This window comes from Parasutterella muris (assembly GCF_009767915.1).
GTDB lineage: Bacteria > Pseudomonadota > Gammaproteobacteria > Burkholderiales > Burkholderiaceae_F > Parasutterella > Parasutterella muris.
Window position 1 is genome coordinate 23,594 of the sequence record NZ_WSRP01000015.1, and the last position, 18,950, is coordinate 42,543.

The 18,950-nt window shown below is 48.9% G+C and carries 17 protein-coding genes; 12 read left to right on the forward strand and 5 right to left on the reverse strand.

Annotated features, from left to right (window positions below; genetic code table 11):
- Positions 1–77 precede the first annotated feature (77 nt).
- The 4 genes from E5987_RS05905 to hutW (E5987_RS05920) form a co-directional block, all read right to left on the reverse strand.
- Positions 78–848 carry an N-formylglutamate amidohydrolase gene (locus tag E5987_RS05905; protein WP_160335173.1) on the reverse strand — a complete coding sequence of 257 codons (771 nt, stop codon included), beginning with the start codon at positions 846–848 and terminating at the stop codon, positions 78–80.
- A 509-nt stretch (positions 849–1,357) separates the two neighbouring features.
- On the reverse strand, positions 1,358–2,152 hold the full coding sequence (locus tag E5987_RS05910; protein ID WP_160335174.1) for an ABC transporter permease: 795 nt from the start codon (positions 2,150–2,152) through the stop codon (positions 1,358–1,360).
- Positions 2,149–3,066 carry an ABC transporter ATP-binding protein gene (locus tag E5987_RS05915; protein WP_202074561.1) on the reverse strand — a complete coding sequence of 306 codons (918 nt, stop codon included), beginning with the start codon at positions 3,064–3,066 and terminating at the stop codon, positions 2,149–2,151. Before E5987_RS05915 ends, E5987_RS05910 begins: the two co-directional genes overlap by 4 nt.
- 99 nt (positions 3,067–3,165) lie before the next feature.
- Complete coding sequence (hutW, locus tag E5987_RS05920; RefSeq protein ID WP_160335175.1) at positions 3,166–4,629, reverse strand: heme anaerobic degradation radical SAM methyltransferase ChuW/HutW; 1,464 nt, start codon at positions 4,627–4,629, stop codon at positions 3,166–3,168.
- A 794-nt stretch (positions 4,630–5,423) separates the two neighbouring features.
- On the opposite strand from hutW (E5987_RS05920), the gene hutW (E5987_RS05925) reads away from it, so the two are divergent.
- The 11 genes from hutW (E5987_RS05925) (at position 5,424) to nikR (ending at position 15,206) form a co-directional block, all read left to right on the forward strand.
- Positions 5,424–6,818, forward strand: a complete 1,395-nt coding sequence (hutW, locus tag E5987_RS05925; protein ID WP_237178746.1) for a heme anaerobic degradation radical SAM methyltransferase ChuW/HutW — start codon at positions 5,424–5,426, stop codon at positions 6,816–6,818.
- Positions 6,815–8,953: a TonB-dependent receptor plug domain-containing protein gene (locus tag E5987_RS05930; RefSeq protein WP_160335176.1), complete on the forward strand. Its 2,139-nt coding sequence runs from the start codon at positions 6,815–6,817 to the stop codon at positions 8,951–8,953. Before hutW (E5987_RS05925) ends, E5987_RS05930 begins: the two co-directional genes overlap by 4 nt.
- Positions 8,954–8,981: 28 nt before the next feature.
- Positions 8,982–9,566 (forward strand): MptD family putative ECF transporter S component, encoded by a 585-nt coding sequence (locus tag E5987_RS05935; RefSeq protein WP_160335177.1) that lies wholly within the window; start codon positions 8,982–8,984, stop codon positions 9,564–9,566.
- Positions 9,544–10,317, forward strand: a complete 774-nt coding sequence (locus E5987_RS05940) for an energy-coupling factor transporter transmembrane component T family protein (protein ID WP_160335178.1) — start codon at positions 9,544–9,546, stop codon at positions 10,315–10,317. The genes E5987_RS05935 and E5987_RS05940 overlap by 23 nt, the downstream gene beginning before the upstream one ends.
- Positions 10,317–11,732 (forward strand): ABC transporter ATP-binding protein, encoded by a 1,416-nt coding sequence (locus tag E5987_RS05945; protein WP_160335179.1) that lies wholly within the window; start codon positions 10,317–10,319, stop codon positions 11,730–11,732. Before E5987_RS05940 ends, E5987_RS05945 begins: the two co-directional genes overlap by 1 nt.
- A gap of 21 nt (positions 11,733–11,753) precedes the next feature.
- Positions 11,754–12,257: a heme utilization cystosolic carrier protein HutX gene (gene hutX, locus E5987_RS05950; protein ID WP_160335180.1), complete on the forward strand. Its 504-nt coding sequence runs from the start codon at positions 11,754–11,756 to the stop codon at positions 12,255–12,257.
- A gap of 16 nt (positions 12,258–12,273) precedes the next feature.
- Entirely contained in the window at positions 12,274–12,774 is a 501-nt protein-coding gene (locus tag E5987_RS05955) for a flavodoxin family protein (protein WP_160335181.1), read from the forward strand.
- Positions 12,775–12,789: 15 nt separating this feature from the next.
- Positions 12,790–13,416: a MotA/TolQ/ExbB proton channel family protein gene (locus E5987_RS05960; protein ID WP_160335182.1), complete on the forward strand. Its 627-nt coding sequence runs from the start codon at positions 12,790–12,792 to the stop codon at positions 13,414–13,416.
- Between the two features lie 9 nt (positions 13,417–13,425).
- The gene (locus E5987_RS05965) at positions 13,426–13,818 is read left to right on the forward strand and encodes an ExbD/TolR family protein (RefSeq protein WP_160335183.1); all 393 of its coding nucleotides are present in this window, start codon (positions 13,426–13,428) and stop codon (positions 13,816–13,818) included.
- Positions 13,815–14,582, forward strand: coding sequence for an energy transducer TonB (locus E5987_RS05970; protein ID WP_160335184.1), 768 nt, complete (start codon positions 13,815–13,817; stop codon positions 14,580–14,582). The genes E5987_RS05965 and E5987_RS05970 overlap by 4 nt, the downstream gene beginning before the upstream one ends.
- 171 nt (positions 14,583–14,753) lie before the next feature.
- Complete coding sequence (gene nikR / locus E5987_RS05975) at positions 14,754–15,206, forward strand: nickel-responsive transcriptional regulator NikR (protein ID WP_160335185.1); 453 nt, start codon at positions 14,754–14,756, stop codon at positions 15,204–15,206.
- Positions 15,207–15,263: 57 nt separating this feature from the next.
- Here the strand turns inward: nikR and E5987_RS05980 are convergent, their stop codons facing one another.
- Positions 15,264–16,220, reverse strand: coding sequence for a calcium/sodium antiporter (locus E5987_RS05980; RefSeq protein WP_160335186.1), 957 nt, complete (start codon positions 16,218–16,220; stop codon positions 15,264–15,266).
- A gap of 1,253 nt (positions 16,221–17,473) precedes the next feature.
- Between E5987_RS05980 and E5987_RS05985 the strand changes: the two genes are divergently transcribed.
- Complete coding sequence (locus E5987_RS05985; RefSeq protein WP_160335187.1) at positions 17,474–18,640, forward strand: tyrosine-type recombinase/integrase; 1,167 nt, start codon at positions 17,474–17,476, stop codon at positions 18,638–18,640.
- Positions 18,641–18,950: the final 310 nt, after the last annotated feature.

An 18,950-nucleotide genomic window follows, 5' to 3' on the forward strand; every position in this document is an offset into this window, starting at 1 on the left:
TTATCGCTGATGAATTTAAGGAGCCCGCTTTTAATTAAGCCGATTGTTTTGCTGCGCACTATCTTGAGCAGTGATCTCTATATGCTGGAAACCGCGGCGCTGAGGTAGCTTTTTAGCGCTTTTGAAGTTATTGCAAAATTTTCGAGCAGCTCGGCGTCTTTTTCATCTTCGTATAAATCTCTTCTGGTCTCAATCATGACTGAAGAAACTCTCGGATCGCTTAGATAGAAGGCCTGCGGTACCAATGCTCCGCTAAAAGGTGCATTTAGCCCGGTATCAAAGGTTTTATTAAAGGATTGATAAAACGCTTCAGAGATTTCGGAAGATGTGTGATAGGGGTCTGTACCGATACACACTTCCGGACGATCTTTTAACAAGGGACCTTCATAAGGAAGCTGCTCAGAGGAAAAACTATGTAGATCGATGATGAGGGCCTTCCCGTAACGGCTCAGCGCGTCTTTAACTTTACGCGTTAGCGTGTAGTGATGCGGATAGTAGTACTCTCTCAAAAGACGACTTCTTTCAGCCGCAGAGAGTTCCCGCCTTAATGTCTTGAGATCGTGAGTTTTTTGATAGATGACGCCCATACCAATGCCGGACATGCTTTCCAGGCTGTCGTCAGCGAAGCGCTCAACATCTACCACTAAACGACTGATCGGACTGACAACTGTTTGTTCGACAGGTATTCCGTTTGAGTATAGTGCGAGGGTCCAAAAATCAGTCATCTTGACGAACTCTTTCTGGAGCGACTCCGTACTTAATATAAACTGGTTCCGGATGTCATATGGAATATGAGTTGAATCATGCGGAACATGGAAAATAACCCATTTGGGAAAATTAAATTTCATTTTTTTTCGAATCAAAAATAAAACTTATGGGTCTAGAGTGTAGATGCCGCTGATGAAATGATGATTAATAATGCTGAGTTTTAATATATTGAAGAAAGGCGATATCTGAAGCTTGAAGTCCGTAACGGATTGGAGAAACTTACTTAGAGAAAGAAGTTTAGTGTTTCAAATACAGCGAAGGCTGGGATGCATATTCCCGTCAATGGTTTGGTAAGGCCGGGATATGCTGCAGATAAGTGCAGAGATTAAATATTTTGGGCTTTTATGAGAATTCAGGCAGGCTAAAGAAGATAGATCGGTATCAAAGACGTGAAGTACTGATTTATAAAGCGCTGATGTGATTATTCGACAGCTTTTAATTCTCAAAGTTTATTTTGTAGTACTTAGAGGCAGACTCTAAGGCAGACTCTACATCAAGTTTAATTAGGCACTATATTTTCTACCGCTGCGATTGAATGAAATCGCAGACCGATAAAAATCCCGCCGAAGCGGGACGAAACGAGGGCCTTCTACTTTCGAATTTTATATCCGATCTGCATTAGGTACGTCGCAAAGCCCGCGGATAAGATGCCGAAAAAACTGACGATAAAAAGACTGACCCAAGGATTAAAGTCGCTCTGCGAGAAAAATCCATATCGGAACCCGTCAATGATGTAGAAAAACGGATTGAATCTAGAAAGCGTCTGGAAAATCGGCGGCAGCTGGTGAATCGAGTAAAACACTCCGGAAAGAAATGTCAGCGGCAGAATCACAAAACTCTGGAACGCTCCGATCTGATCAAATTTGTCTGCCCATAATCCTGCGATCAGTCCGAGAGAACCCATCAGCATCGCGCCCATAAACGCAAAAATTAAAATCCATAAAACATGCTGCATGGGAGGCGCTGACCAAAACACCGAAGCCAGCAGCACGCCGCCGCCCACGATCAGCCCTCGCACCACAGAAGCGCCGATCATCGCAAGAGAAAGCTCCCAGCCGGAAAAGGGCGGAAGCTGAATAAATATCAGACTTCCCATGATCTTCGACGACAGCATCGAAGAGGAACTGTTGCCGAATGCGTTCTGCAGGAGCGTCATCATGACGAGACCCGGAACTAAAAAGTGCAGATAATTGACGCCGTCAAAGGTCGGCATGCGGCCGGATAAGACCTGACCGAATACCGTCAGATACAAAACGCCCATCAGTACCGGCGCAAAAATCGTCTGCAGCGCAATCTTCTTAAACCGCAGTATCTCCTTTTCCAGCAATGTCAGGAAAGAGGCGCCGGGACGATACGGCTGCGGTTCGATCTTGTATTGGGTCATTCGTCGGTAATCCTCAAAAATACTTCTTCTAAGTTCGCTTTTCCCAGCTCCAGACCTTCGGGCTTGAGGTCGACAGCTTCCAGAGCCTCTAAAAGACGGCGAAGCTCTTCAGGTCCGCTATAGGACATGGAGTAAAACCCGTTAGGGAGCTTCTCGCAACGGAAGGGAAAATCTTTTGGCAGCGGTGCGGAAAGCGCGAATATCACACGATCTTTGGAATATTCTTTTAAAAGTACCTGTGTATCTTCAAGCGCTGCGACCTGCCCGTGATTAAGGAGCGCGACTCTTCGGCAAAGCCGCTCGGCTTCCTCCAGGTAATGCGTTGTCAAGATAATCGTGTGCCCCTTGCGGTTGAGATCTTCCATAAACTCCCAAAGACGGTGACGCAGCGCAATATCAACGCCCGCGGTCGGTTCATCAAGAACAATAAGAGGAGGGCGGTGCACCAGCGCCTGAGCGATCAGCACGCGACGCTTCATGCCGCCCGAAAGCCGCATCACGCTGTCTTTCTTTTTATCCGAAAGATCGAGAACCTCTAAAAGTTCATCAATCCATTTGTTGTTGTCCCTCAGACCAAAGTAGCCGCTCTGCAGCCGCAGCGTCTCATAAACAGACAGGAAGGGATCAAAAGTGATCTCCTGAGGAACAATACCGACGCACATTTTAAAGTTTCGCCAGTCCCGATTAATGTCATTGCCAAGAATGGATATTTCTCCGCAATCCGGGTTAACCGTCTTGGCTAATACGCCGATAAGCGTGCTCTTGCCGGCTCCGTTCGGGCCGAGCAGACCAAAGAAATCTCCTTGTTCGATGGAAAAGGAAATATCGGTCAGAGCTTTTTTCTCACGGCCGCCCTGATGAAAGGATTTTGAAAGGCCCTTGATACAGAGAGCCGCCGGGTTGCTGGTTGCCAAATTAAACCTCCGCGTCGTTCAGCTAAAAGGTTGAAGAGAGTGGGACAGAAGCGGGAAGAAGCTCTGCATCCGTCCCAAGCGTTTCAATTAAAGAAGATGCTATTTCCTCAGAACGCCGTCAAGCCACGCCTGACCCTGATTGGGCGAATACACACTCTGCTCAATCAGATCTTCCGTACGCACAGATCCTTTAGAGAGCACTCCTGTCAGCGCTTCCGTGAGAAGCTGCGCCATCGTGACGTACCAGAACTGACCCGCGACAGTCGGAATAAAGAGATCGTCTTTCTTCTCTAAAAGTCCGGCTCTAATCCATTGATCGGTAACGGGTTTCAGAGGTTTTTCGATTTCGGCTCCGAACGCTTCTCCGATCGCTTTGAGAGAGAACGGACCGGATTCAACGCTCGAAGCCAGTGTGCGGAGCAGATACCAATTTTCCTGCGGTTTCATCATCACAAAGACCGGTTTCTGATCTTTCTCAATCATTTCGTTCCACTTGGAAAGTTTGCGTTCCTGCATCCAGCTGTGTCCGCTGAGTTTTCCGCCCGCGCCACACCCAAACGGCAGACAGTCCATAGAGCCTTTCGCTAACGAGTTGTAGATATTGCGCTCTCTCCGGGTTCTTGCCCAATGCGTGTTGGTAAGGCGGCGCCAATCGCTGTGCGAGGAAAACACTTCCACGCTGCGCGCAAACATATCGGCGGCTTCCGCAAGCGTTGCAGCGGGCTCCAGCAGCCCCGCCTGAATTCTCTTATTCAGGGGAGACTTTTCAAACACATTGAGCTGATAGCAGTCGACGCCGTCGATTGGAAGTTCAGAAGCGATCTTCAGATCGTTCTCCCAAGCAGTGCCTTTTTGTCCGGGGAACCCAAAGAGCAGGTCGATGACGACCGCGGCCTGCTTATTCGCGGCAATTTCTTCGAGTCTGCGGATGACGCGTTCCGGCGTATCGATGCGCTGCATTTCTTTGCGAATCTTCGCGTCAAAGCTCTGCACGCCGAGAGAAAACCGGGTGACGCCTCCCTCGAGCGACGCTTCGAGCATTTCGTCCGTCATGTTATGGACTCGTCCTTCGACAGTAATTTCGCAGTCATCGGAGAGGGGAAGATATTTTTTTGCAGCGATGAGCAGCTCTTTTAATTGTTGGGGAGGAAGAGCGGTCGGAGTTCCGCCGCCAAAATATAAGGCTTTGATCGGCGCGGAGTCCTGAGCGGGGCGCCCGCTCCAAAGTGCGAATTCGCGAATGAGGTTGCGGCAGTAGCGCTCTGATTCTTCCGCGGTCCAGGGATTCTGATAGAACATGCAGAATAAGCAGCGGCTTTCGCAGAAAGGAATATGCACGTAGGCAAGTGCTTCTTTTCTGCGGGGCTCATGCGACTTCTTCTCCAGATAGTTTCGAGCAGTGCTCCAAAGCATCGGAATACCGAAAGGTCCTGAGTGGACAGTAGCCTTTGCCGGGAATGCGTGGTGCAGCGCGTCCTCTTCATTGGCAAAGTACGCATCCATATTTTTCTGCTTCATCAGAAGTTTTTTAAATAACTGAACTCCGGTTTCAAACGAGGACATCGAGCACTCCTGTTAAAGAAGCCATAAGCCGTCTGATACGGCGGTAATGACCGTTGTTTAATGCTCAGGGACCTTTATCAAGGTCCCCAAAAAAAATTTGCATTCGGCAAAGGCGTTTTCCCTCGTAATCTCAGTGAGAGTCTCGGGCCGTACGCGGATTGCCTGACAATTTAGAAATTCATTCTAACGAACAAAAATCGATGCAATCGTGTATGAACTTAGGGCGGAAATAGAGCGCTATTTAGTAAAAAAATTGATAAAACAGGAGGTTATAAGACATACGGTTCAATATCTTAGGGAATACGATAATGAGAATTAATCTCAATGATGTAAATAAGTTAAACAGAAAGGCAGAAAATTGTACGTTTTTAATCACTTTTTCTAAGAATTCCCTAAGCTTGAATCTTTTTAGACGCTGCAAAGGATGGTCTTAGGGCTTTTGCTGAGAACAGGATCAAAATAAAATTATCACGTATATACAATTAGATAAATAAATTTTGTTTTATCCTGAAATGATCCGTTTCTTGGAATAACAGATGTGAAGAAAGAACGTTTGATCACCGGAACAATCGCTTTAGTTTAAGTTTTATTGGATAAATGTTTCATATTTATCCTTAAAATGTTAATAAAAGTTATATCAAATAATCAAATAGATAAATAGATGATTCGCAAATGCGCCTGAGGCGGATCAGGGTTTTTGCTAATGAGAATAAGAAGCATTCAAGTAAATTTTTAGAATATGATTTGATAAATGATAATCATTATCGATTGAATATTTAAGTTTTTGATAAGTTATGAATGCGAAAGAAGAGACGCCTCAGGTGAAACAGAAAACCGTCATCGATTTTCGTAAACCTTTCAACGCGCCGCAGGAACAGCCTTGGCTGGCCCGCGTTACCGACAACCCGATAACGGATGCTTTCCCGGAATCTATCGATATCCATCCCGGACTCGACGCTTCACCGGTTTTACCGACGGAACTTCCTTCCGTTCTCAACAGACTGACCGAGCAGCCGAGAAAACGCAGAACCGTTGCATATATCAATGTGCCTTACTGCGAAACACGCTGCCTGTACTGCCTTTTCTATATCAAGCCTTACCGCACGAAAGAGGAAAGCGCGGCATACGCGGACACCTTAATTAAAGAGATGCAGCTCTGGGCGGATAAACCCGTTCAGAATAAAGAACCGGTGCACGCCGTCTACTTCGGAGGCGGTACGCCGACCGCGCTCGAAGCATCTGATATTCGACGCGTGCTTGAAGCCGTCAGAAAGTACCTGCCGCTCGCAAACGATTGCGAAATCACCTACGAAGGCAGATTGTCCGGATTCGGTGACGACAAGATGGAAGCTGCGATCGAAGGCGGAGCAAACCGCTTCTCGCTCGGCGTGCAGACGTTTGATACCAAAGTGCGTCAGGCGGTCGGTCGCCGCTCTTCTAAAGAAGAACTCATCCAAAGACTCACACGCCTGATGAGCTATAGCCAGGCCGCTGTCGTGATCGACCTGATATACGGCTTCCCGTATCAAACATTGGAAACCTGGCTTGAAGATCTTCAGATTTCTAAAGATCTGGGTCTGGATGGAGTTGACTGCTATCAGCTCCGAGTCTTTGAGCGTTCTCCTCTCCACAAATACATCGCCAACGGCAAACTGCCCGCAGGTCCGGATCACGCGATGCGCGCGCGTATGTTCCGTGAGGCGGTCTTTCAGATGCGTGAAGCCGGATGGAGCCGCCTTTCAATCAGTCACTGGGCATCCAATACACGCGAAAGAAATTTCTATAACTATTACGCTAAAACCCGTACCGACTGTCTCGCTTATGGTCCCGGGGCGGGCGGAGTGATCGACGGATTCAGTTACATGCAGCATCGCGCGCCTGATGCATGGATAAAGAGCGTCGAAGAGGGCGTAAAGCCGATCGCGATGATGATGCGGCCCTCCAAAAACTGGGAACTGGGTCGAGCGGTTGCCGAGCAGATGGAGCTGAATTACTTCAACCCCTCTGCGCTTGCAAAAGAATTCTCCCCGCAGCTTAGCAAAGCTTTCGAACCGATCACAGAAAATTGGACGGAAGCCGGACTGCTGCTGCCGTTTTCTGAAAGATACGAACTGACCGTGGCCGGCCAGTTCTGGCAGGGACGGATGACGCAGCACATTCTCAACCATATCAAAAATACCAACTTATGACCTCTAAAATCCAAACTATTAAATATTCAGCGGCAGCAGCGGCGCTGATTGCAGCATTTTCCTCGCAGGCCCAGGAAGTTCAGAAAGCGGCCGAAGTGACCGTAACCGCCGGACGCATAGAGCAGCAGCTCCTAGATGTGCCGATGAGCGTATCGGTGCTCACGCAGGAAGAAATTCGCAATTCTTCTGCGAGAAATATCGGGGAGCTCCTTTCCGATGTTCCCGGTGTTGAAGTAACCGGCGACGGCTCTCAGGGTTTAAAGCGCGTTCAGATCCGAGGTGAAGACGCGTTTCGAAGCCTAATCCTTATTGACGGACAGCGTGTCTCGGAACATAAGTCGATGTCCGGCCCGGCGCTTTTAATTGATCCTTCATCGGTTGAACGCATCGAAGTCATCAAGGGGCCGGCCTCCGTGCTCTATGGCTCAGATGCTATTGGCGGGGTGATTAATATCATCACAAAGAAGGGAGGTAAAAAGCCCTTTGAAGCAGAAGCTTCTGTCGGCTGGAATGGCGCAGGCCATGGCTGGGAAGAGTCAATTTCTCTCGGCGGAGACTATAAAGGTCTTAAGTACCGACTGAATGCCGGCTATCAGAGCCACGGCGATATCAAGACGCCGCTTGGATACCAGAACGGAACGGATTTTCGGCAGAAAAACTTAGGTGCTTTCCTGAGCTACGACTTTAATGAGCATTTTACTGTCGGCATGAGTGCTGATACCTTTGACTCCGATATTAATTCTTCCAGCTGGGACTATGAGCAGGATCCGGATAATGAATTCTTCGTCCGTATTCCTAAGTGGAAACGCGATAAAGTCGCGCTCTTTGCCGAAGGCAAAGATCTGACAAGCTATCTCACCCGAGTTCGCTGGGACGGCTTCTGGCAGAACAACCATAAGCAAATGCGAAATTACGTCGGAGCCTCGGTTAGAACACCGATGTACAACATGAATGTGGTGACCGATTCCGTCGCAAATAACAAGATTCGTACGCTCGGAACAAGTCTGCAGGCGGATTGGCAGCTCGGCGATAACAATACGCTTATCACCGGCTACGAATTTACTCAGGACACGTTAAAGGCTTCAACGGATGCCGCCTTCACCCAGAAAATGAAGATGGGTCCCATGACAATGCTGGACACAGACTACGTCACCAACCGTTATGTAGAAGGCAAGGAAATTACTAACGCCGTGTTCGCCGCCATGGAAACCGAGTTACCCATGGATTTCACAATGAACTACGGTGTGCGCTACACATTCGTGAATTCTAAACTGACCAATGCAAGCGCTCTGCGCAACGGACACAGAACGACACCCGCGGGAACAACTAATTACGTGAATACCCCCGTGGATGATGCGGGCTCGGTCGGCAGCAACAATGAAAGCCGCCCGGTCTTCAATTTAGGCTTTATCTGGAAAGGAATTGAAGATACGTCGATTCGCGCTCAGTGGTCTCAGGGCTTCCGTGTCCCGAATCTGCAGGAGAAATTCCTGATTAACAGTATGGGCGGCGGAACGGTCTACGGCAACCCCAATCTGAAGCCGGAGAAATCCAACAATTTCGAAATCGGTGCACGCTACAGCGGCACTTATGTCGATGCCGACTTCTCAGTTTTCTATAACCTTGCGGACGACTACATCTCGACAGAAATCCTCAGCGGCTCAGGCTCTGACGTCTATCGCTATGTGAATGCTGATAAGGCAAAAACATTCGGTACGGAACTTTCTCTGAACTTCAAGGTTAACGAGTACATCAATCCGTATGCGTTCTTCTCTGTGATCAGAAGAAAAACAGAGTGGGCAAACGGCGTTTCTACTTATGATTCGGGAACACCTGCCTTTACTGCGCGCTACGGCTTGCGGACCGATGTTCCGCTCTTTAACGGCCGCTGGACTACAGACACTTATCTGAGAAGTTCGACCGCCAAGAAAACTTACTCGGTTTCGAGCGATGAGACAACGCGTATCGCAGGCTACACCACGTTTAACTTCGCGACCGCCTATCACTTCGGACCGAAGAAAGCCTACAGCGCTAACTTTGAAGTGCTGAACATTACTAATCAGCTCTACGGCTATGAGACTTCTATTTATGAGCCCGGACGCCGTGTGAACTTCAAACTCAGCGCTAAGTACTAACCTGAACCGGATTCATCCTGTAACTGACATGACTGATGAAATGACGTTAAACGCCGCGGCAGTCGGCCGTAAAACAAGATTTTCCGACCGCTGGTCCGCTAAAGATCTGGTCGTTATCGGAATCTTTGCGGCTGCCGCCAAAATTTCTACTGTTTTAATCGCCATGGTGGGAGGAGGGATGAATCCTGTTTCGCTTCTGCTTAAAAACATGGTGTTCACGACACTCTTGGTCGTGATGCTCTTCAAAGTGAAACAGAGCGGAACGTTGACGCTCTTTGTGATCGTGAGCACTCTCGTGAATTTCCTTCTTCTCGGAGGAAACATTACGCTTATCGTCCCGATGCTTTTTGCGGCGCTTCTCAGCGAACTCCTTATGGCCTCGGTACGTAAAGCAGGACTGCCGGGCAGTGTTTACTGGGGCGTCGGCTGCTTTGATCTGATCTGCAAATTCGGCTCTCTCGGCATTTCATACCTGATGATGCGCGAGTCGCCCTCGCTGATGGCTGTGGTGATCCCGATTGTGATCATCGGCTATGTCGGCTCACTGATCGGTCTTTGGACCGGCTATCGTTCAACTAAGGAATTAAGACATGCGGGCATCATTCGCTTCTAACCCGACATCTCCGCTCAATCGGATAGACGTGCGCGTCAAAATGCTGATCGCGGCCGCTGCCTCGATTATGACGGTGGCGATTTCTTCTGAAGTCGCTCAGTACCTGCTTTTTGCAAGTTCTTTTGTATATCTGCTGTTATTGAAACGCCCGAAGATTATCGCGGTGAGCTATTGCGTCTGTATTCTGATGATAGCGCTGTCCGTGGGTTTCGGGTATCTGATTTCCATTTGGTTTCCGGCAATGGGCAAAAGCATGTCGCTTGCCTCCATGCTGGTTCCGTTTCTTCGCGGTTTTACCATGCTTAACGTGGTGCTTCCGCTTGCTTTTACCGGAAGACTCCAGACCATTCTCAGCGGACTGCAGAAACTGAGACTGCCGTTTGTGATTTATCTTCCCTCGGCAGTCATCATCCGGTTTATTCCGACGTTTATGAATGACATCCGTCAGATTTGGGAGTCGCTTAAAATTCGCGGCTATAAGATCAATCCGTGGACGTGCACCATTCATCCGCTTCAAACCACGCGTCTCTTATTTACGCCGCTTCTTTTCCGCGCGCTTAAAACCAGCGATGAGCTCGGCATCGCCGCCGAGCTTAAAGGTTTAAATTCCGGCTCTTCCGCGGGAAGGGCGAACGCGGCTTCGTTCTCGCGGAATGATTACCTGATTATTCTTTTAATCGTCCTGATCTGCGCGGCTGCCGCGGTTCTTCAGTTCTATTTCCCTAACTCCGCGCCGGCGGCAATGAAGTAATGATTAATTTAGACCATGTTACCTATCAGTATCCTTTCAGCTCGCGCTGCGCGCTTGAGGATATTTCTCTTAATGTCTCTGCGGGAGAAGTGGTGCTCGTGACCGGTGTTTCTGGCTGCGGCAAATCCACCCTGATTCGGCTTATTAACGGTCTTTGTCCGCATTATTACGGAGGCTCGCTCAAGGGCAGCGTCAGAGTGTGCGGGAGAGACAATAAAACGGAGAAACTCAGCGACATCTCACATCGGGTCGGAACGCTTTTTCAAAATCCGGAAAGTCAGTTCTTCGCGCTTGGCGTGGAGGAGGAAATGGCTTTTATGTCTGAGTGCCGGGGCACTGATCCCAACGAAATTGACCGAAAGATCGCTGACGCCGCAAACCGCTTCGGACTGAACTCAGTACTGAAGAACACGATTCACGAGCTTTCTCAGGGCCAGAAGCAGAAAGTTGGTTTGGCTTCTCTGATGATGGAACCTTTAAAAGTGCTGATTCTGGATGAACCGACCGGAAATCTGGATCCGGAATCGACGGAAGATTTAGCCCGAGAAGTTCAAAAGCTGAAAGAGCAGGGTACCGCGATTCTCGTTGTCGACCATCGCCTGTATTGGCTCAAGGATGTCGCAGACCGAGTGATTGTTCTTGAAAAGGGAAGAATCATCCGGGCGGGAACGTTTAATGATCTTGATACGGAATTCCGATCGAAAGTCGGTCTTCGAGAAATCTCCGTCACGGACTGCAGAGATACGCTTCCCGTGCCCATGAGCGCAAGCCACCCGATCCTCAGTGTGCGGGATCTGACTTTTGAGTATCCCGGAAGGGCTGTCATGCGGCACTTTAATATGGAGCTGCCCAAAGGGATCTGCGGCGTTTTCGGAGAAAACGGCGCGGGTAAAACCACCTTGGCCCGCCTGCTCACCGGTCTTAATAAAGCCAAGGAAGGATCGTTCGCGATCCGAGGACAAAAACTTAATCAAAAAGAATGCCTCAGGCATGTCGCCGTAGTGCTGCAGAATGCCGATCATCAGCTATACATGCGTACGGTTTTTGAAGAACTTCAGACGAGTCTGGAGGCTGCGGGCTGCAAAGGAGGTTCTCGTGCCGCCGAAGAGTTGCTCGGCTTATTTGATCTGCAGGATCTGAAGGACAGACACCCGCATTCGCTCTCGGGCGGACAAAAGCAGCGACTTGTGATCGCCTGTGCTTTTGCCAAAAATCCGGATGTGATTATTCTGGATGAACCGACAAGCGGGCTGGACGGTGCAAATCTGAAACGCATTGCTTCAGCTCTGAAGAGACTCTCCGACGAAGGCAAGGCGGTACTTGTGATTACGCATGACCTTGAACTGATTCAGATGGTCTGCCAAAGCGCGGTGACCTTGAAAAAACTCCCGACAACCCAAAACACGATTAATTAACTTTTTAAATTGGAAAGAAAAATGACAGAAACAGAAAAACAGGCAAAGATTCAGGAAGTGATCCATTCGGGCCGTCCCGTCACGCTTGACACGCTTGCGGCCGCCATCGGGGCCACTGCGCTTGAGGCCGCGCACGCTCTGCCGGAAGGTATGTGCACTTTCGCGCCGGGCAGCGATTTCGAAAAAGTCTGGCAGCGCATCAGTCAGTGGGAAAAGGCGACCTTTATCGTGATCGCAGGCGGGAACGTCATTGAAGTGGAATCCAAGGTCGCGGTCGGCAAATGTGCCAAGGGCTACTACAACCTGATGGGCGGAAAGGCGCCGCTTCAAGGACACTTTAAGTATGAGAATATTGCGGAGATCGGTTTTGTGACCATGCCGTTCATGGGTCGGGAAAGCCATTTTGCCGCCTTCTTTGATAAAGAAGGCCGCTGCGCCTACAGTTTCTATGTCGGCCGTGAAAAACATCAGCTGATCGAGTCGGCCAAGGAGCAGTTCCTCGCGCTCCAGGCTGAATACAAATAACGGATTAGGAGCAAAAATGAAAATCTTGACTGTCTACTCGTCCCTGACAGGCAACACTGAGAAGATTGCCAAAGCGATTTCCGAAGCGCTGCCGGGTTCGCAGCTGAAGAAACTTCCGACGGATGTTAATCCTCAGGAATATGACCTGATCTTCTGCGGATTTTGGTGTGACAAAGGTCATCCGGATGAACTGTGGGAAGAGTTTTTTAAAAACATCGGCTCGGTGCCTACAGCGGTCTTCGGAACGCTTGGCGGAGATCCTAATAGCGAGCGCGGCCGCGCGTTCGCCTCTAAAGTTTTAGAGCGTATTTCTGCGCCCAACATTCTCGGTCTCAGCTTATGGCAGGGCAAGGTTGATCCCAAGATTTTGGAAATGATGGCCAAGATGCCGGGCGCAAAACCGATGACGCCGGAGCGTAAGGCAAAACTTGCTGAAGCCGCAAAGCATCCCACGCCGCAGGATCTCGGCGAAGCTGCCGAATGGGCGCTTTGCATGCGGAAAGCTGTTGAAAAATAATAAAAATCAAGCGTCATGAACTTTACACAGATATACGATCTTATCGGATGTGCCGGCGTTGTCCTCTTTATCGTCGGTATCGCGGCGGTGTACATCACCGTCTGGAATATTATTTATTTAAGAGGTGTACTGAGGAGCTTCAAACAGAGTTTCCGCGGAATGGAAAACACAACCGCGGAACGGATTCGCCGCGCGTACGGCAAGAGCACCAATCCGCTTATCTGTATTGTTCGCGATGTGGTGACGACGCACGCGGCTCACTCTGAAGATATTCGAGCGGAGGTCGCATATCTGTTTCATAAGAACTTCAAGCCGGTCAACAACGCGCTGACTTGGCTGAAACTGATTGCCGCGGTTTCCCCGCTGCTCGGACTGCTTGGCACCGTTCTTGGTATGGTTCGTGTATTCAGAGCGATTGCGGAGAACGTTTCTCCTGATCCGACCATGCTCGCGGCCGGCATTTGGACGGCGCTTGTGACAACAGTCATGGGTCTTGTGGTTGCGATTCCTGCTCTGATGGCCTATTACTATCTGACGCTGCGCATTAAGGAGCTCAGAATCGAAGCGGTCGAATACAGCTACCGTTCTCTCGAATCCGCAAGGGTCGCGGCTAAGTATGAGGCGGAGCAGGCTGCAGCCTAGGAGCACCGGATGTTTGATGAATTCGATGAAGAACCCAGAATCGACCTGACGCCTCTGATTGACGTGATTTTCATGCTGGTGATTTTCTTTGTCATGACGATGACGTTCAGCAAACCGGTGCTCGACCTTGTGCTTCCGTCCGCGGACAATTCGGTTGTGCGCAAGAAAGAGGCCGAGCTGGTATTAAATGTTAAATCCGACGGGTCGATTTATCACGAAGGCGTTCTTGTCACGAAAGAGGATCTGCCGCAGTTCCTCGACGAACACCCGGACGGGATGCTGAACCTTATGATTGACGAGAAGGCGCCCTTCGAGTCATTCGTTTCTATTGTTGATGTGGCAAAGCACAAGCGAGGGGGCCGCTTTGTCATCAGCACCAGAGCCGCGGAGTCGGTTAAATGAGATCAGTGCCGCGGGAGGATAAAAATGTCCGCAAAGCCAAACGAATTGCAAAGGTCTTAGTTCTTTGCGCGCTGGTGCTTCTTTTTTTATGGCTGATCAGAGGGCATAAGGAGGATACAGTTGTTCCGGTTCAGCCGATGCAGCTGATTGAGCTTTCCTTTGAGCAGTTTGTGCCTCCGCAGCCGACGGCCGCGCCTCAGCCGGAAGAAAACCGGCTGCTAGCGGAGGACTCAGATATAAAAACCGCTCCGGAACCGGAGCCTAAACCCGAACCTGAACCGGAACCCGTCAAGGAACCTGAGCCGATACGCGAACCGGTAAAACCGCCGGAACCGGTGAAGCCGGAGCCCGTGAAGCCTAAAAAGGCAGTGAAAAAAGAAATTCAAAAGACAGTTAAGAAGACTGTGACTCAGGCTCCTCCTACTCAGTCGACGTCCGCAGCTAAAACCGAAGGCAATGAGAGTGTCAATGAGTTTAAAACCCGCAACACCATTGCTTCTATGCTGGTAGCGCTCGTGGAAAAGCGCAAACGTTACCCGAAAGCGGCGAGAAGGGCCGCGATGGAAGGCGTGACGGAGGTTCTTTTTATCGTCGATAAAACCGGGAAGATAACGGCCGCTTCAGTGAGCAAGGCGAGTGGAAAAGGCCCTCTGGACCGCGAATGCGAGAGTTTGGCCGCCCGTCTCGTCGGCACTGAGCTTGGCGTACTTAATCCAGGCCTAAAGCTTACCGTTCCGATTCGTTTCACACTGAGCGACAGTTAATTTGCTTGTGAGAGGTCACAGTTAGACCGAAGACTTTCTCTCGGAGTGGTTGGGATAAGTCGGTCCCGGACAGTCGGGGCAGTTTTGGATTTGATTAGCGGAGTTTGGAGGCGCAATCCCTGAAACGGACTTGCTTTGTTAAACTGTCAAAAATTTTTCGTAGGGTGCGCTATGGATAGAATTACCATCTCTCTGGATGAAGAACTTTCTCAGGCCTTTGATAAATATGTCACTTCAGAGGAATATAAAAACCGTTCGGAAGCCATTCGGGATTTGATTCAGGAAAAGCTTCTTGAAGTTCAGCTGGATGCGGACAAGGGACGGTGCGCTGCGGTTGTCTCCTACGGTTACAACCACGAAGAGCGCAATCTGGCTCAGAGAATGGTTAAGCATCAGCACCTGCATACCGAACTTGTGGTTTCTTCTATGCACGTTCACTTAGACGAGCACAATTGCGTCGAAACGGTCGTGCTGCGCGGAGCAACGGCCGATGTTAAGGAGCTCGCAAAGAAAATGCTGTCTGAAACACACGTTGCGCACGGCGCGGTCAACTATTTAGTCGCGGACAACTCAGGCCATGTTCACGGGCATCATCACGAAGGCGAGGGCCATTCGCATTCTTAATTGTCTTTTTTTCTAAAACGAAGAGGAGCGGTTTGCGCTCCTCTTTAGTCCCGAGTTTTAAATACGTGAACAGGTAAGCGTGATGTAGCCGGCGTATACGAGCAGTAGAAGAATTCCTTGCCAGCGTGAGAATTTGGAAAGGATCATTGCCGGCACAATAGCGATTAATCCGACAAAGAGGCAGGCGGGAAGGTCGATCATGGCCATGGAAGGCGAAATCGGCAGCGGTTTTCCTGCGATAAGGGAGGAGAGCGGCATGATGAGTGTCAGATCAATAATGTTGGCGCCTAAGATATTGCCGATAGAAAGCGCTGACTGACGCTTGATAATTGCTGTAATTGTCGTGATCAGTTCGGGTAGCGATGTGCCTACCGCGACCAGAGTCACGCCGATGACACGTTCGGGGATCCCGATATGCTGAGCGATCAGGCTTCCGTTATCGACAAGGAGCTGAGCGCCGACGATTATGCCGGCAGCTCCGAAGATGAATTTTGCAGCGATGACTCCTTTACGGACATTTTCTATTTCATCTTCGCTGCGGTCTTTTTTCTGCCGCATATGATGAAGGGCGTCTCGGATATTTTCCCAGATAAAGAGAGCGAATATTGCGATTAAGGCGCAGGATATCGGGATAGAAACCTGACCGAAGAAACCGCAGAGCGCGATCAGAGCTGCGGCAGTGAGCATCAGGATCGACTTCAAAAGGTAAGTTTTACGATTAATGGCGCCCGGCATAAAGATAATAGCGAGAGCCATGATGAGTCCGATGTTCGCAGTTACACTGCCGACAGCATTTCCGATAGAAAGATCTACTTTCCCCTGAGCTGCGGCCATGCAGGATACGAGCATTTCCGGGAGGGTGGTGGCGACACTGACGATAGTCGCACCCACAATAAGTTTAGGAACACCGGTTTTTTCCGCGATCCAAGATGCGGCATCCACAAAATAGTCTCCGCCCTTGATCACAAAGATCAGGCCGAGAACGAATAGGGCGATTGTTATAGCTAATTCCATGTTATTTCAGCTTTTATGTTTATCTATTAACCGTCGGGGTGCTGAACATGGATGAAATAGACACGACCCATGAACAGCCTCCGGCCATCATGAGTCTCGTAAATTAAAGCAAGCCAGGTCTAAGACCAGGATGTTGACTTGCTGCGCAGTGCGCATACTACTCCCTCACGGAAGTGGGAATGATATATCAAAAAATAAACCGTCGTCAAAGATTTGGGGTTCAGATTTTGGTTTTCCTGACGGACTGTCAATTGTGAGTTAGCAAACGGTAGGAAAGTTTGATTACGGAAAAGATGAAGAATTTGTGCCGGAAGAGGGGGATTGATTTGAGAAGAGAGGGTGAGGCGCATCATATTTTTTTAATTTAGGCGTCAGCAAGCGGATAATTTCCGAACTTACGGCTTAAATGTTGAAAATACTGCGCACTGAAGATAATTAAACAAGCACATAGCCCCATTAAATTCAGCAAACAAAAGTTCCAAAGAATAAACGAGCCTGTCGTGCGGTAAAAAGTTTAGCCGGGGATTTTTGATGAACGTTTTCTTCGCCCTCTGGAACAGGCGGATATATATAGGTTTTAGCGGAAGAGGAAGATTTGGCGGAAGAGGGTTTTATTCACGATGTGCCGGCGGAAAACAGTTGATGCATCCGCTTATTCGCGAGCTAATTTGTTTGAGAAAAAGTTCCCTCTGAGAGGGGATACTGAAAATCATACTTATTTTTCTATTAAAACTCGTATCTTAACGTCGCGCGTGGATTATCCCTCTCTCCGCAACGTTGGTACGAGGATGATCTTGTAATCAATATACAAGTCTCCTGTGTCTGCTCAGCCCTGTATAGTTTTACGCCGATCGGGAGCGTAATCGATGTCTCCGATTGGCTGTCGAGGGTCGAGAGTTACTAGGCCGAGCTGAACAAGCAATTAAATTCTGCGAGCAGAACCACAAATGAACAGCAATCTTGAATTTCGGATGTAGGCCAATCTGTGGGCCATTTTGTTTTGATCTTTGGAAACCCACATGGATATTGAGGTATTGGCGGAAGAGGTGTCTGCCGTTATCTGTTCTCATATGTTCTCCCAAACCTATGACATTTGTATGTCAAATCTATGACAATATCCCGTAAATAAAGAGGTTTGGCGGTTGCTCTATTTTTTTATTTGGCTCATAGTGTGGACAAAGTAGGTCATTCATAGGACAATTTTATTAAAATTGTGGGGGTCCCGTTGGGGTACGAAGTGAAGGACTTTGATAATGGCACCGAAATTTACTCTGAAGAAAATTTTATCGTTGGCTGATGGTCGTTATTCTACGGACGAGAAGGGGCTATCGCTGAAAGTGCATGGTGTTCGGCGATCTTGGATATACCGCTACACGTTTGCCGGAAAACGTCAGGAGGTTAATATCGGAAACGCTAGGGATGTTTCTCACCAAAAAGCGATTGAGCGGGTAACGAAAATAAAATTAGATTTAATTGACGGTAAAGACCCGAAAGCAAAGTGCGAGTCATTCCAGGCAGGCAGCGCAATTAAATTTGAGGATTTTTACGAATCGGCGATCAATGAAATTGCCTCGGTGAAATTGTGGAGGAATAAAAAACACGCGCAGCAGTGGCTCAATACCGTTCGAGATTATGCGGTTCCTGGATTATCAGGGATCGAAGTTCGCAACATTACAGTGAATGATATCGCTCGTGTATTAAAGCCCATTTGGACAACTAAAACCGAAACCGCAAGCAGAGTGCGAGGCCGTCTTGAAAGTATTTTTTCTTATGCCATCCTGACTGGCGTTTATACGCAGGCTAATCCTGCTGTATGGAAGGGGGCGTTAGAAATGCTGTTGCCGCCTGTTTCTAAGGTGAAGCGCGTTGTTCATCATGAATCGATGTCCCACGCAGAATTAAGGGGAAAAATAGGGCTGTTGTATCCACCAACAGGGCCGGCAAGAGCGTTGATTGTATTTACAATTTTAGCGGCTTGCCGTATTGGAGAATCGGCGCCGGCTAAATGGGACGAAATTGACTTTGAAAAGAAGATTTGGACAGTGCCGCCCGAAAGAAGAAAAGACGGGAAGAGCGAGGGGCACCGGGTGCCGTTGACGGCGCATATGATTGATCTGCTGAATAGATTGCCCAGAAAAAGCGAATATATATTTGCCTCTCATGAGGGCCATGTGAGCAGAGAAAGCCCTCGCGTACTGATTCAAAGATTGTTGAAAACCAATGCTACCATGCACGGCATGAGGTCAACATTCAGGGATTGGGCGGCAGAGAATTTAATTCATGACGTGCTAGCGGAAAAACAATTGATGCACGCAACAGGGAGCGAGGTCGTCCAAGCATATCAACGATCTGATCTATTAGAGAAACGGCGTCCTATGATGGAGCAGTGGGATTCATATCTATTTTCCAGCTCAGAATAGATCTCAACAAACGCACAAGGCCGGCTCCTTGCGGATACCGGCCAATTTTCAGCTTACAGCTTCGTGCGGATTAACTCCCATAACACCAGAACGAGGATGATTTTGTAATCAATATACAAATCACCTGTCCATATTATCGTGTTATGTGCGATAATCTCCCACGAGGAATTAAATGGTGTTAGCATTTACGAACCTCATGAAAAATTGACTCTGCCCGTGCTGGTAACACGGGCTTTGTCGTTTCTACACCCTTTCGGGACCCTTACGGCTTGCGCCGCAATCCTTTGCTAATTCCTGAAATTAAGGGATT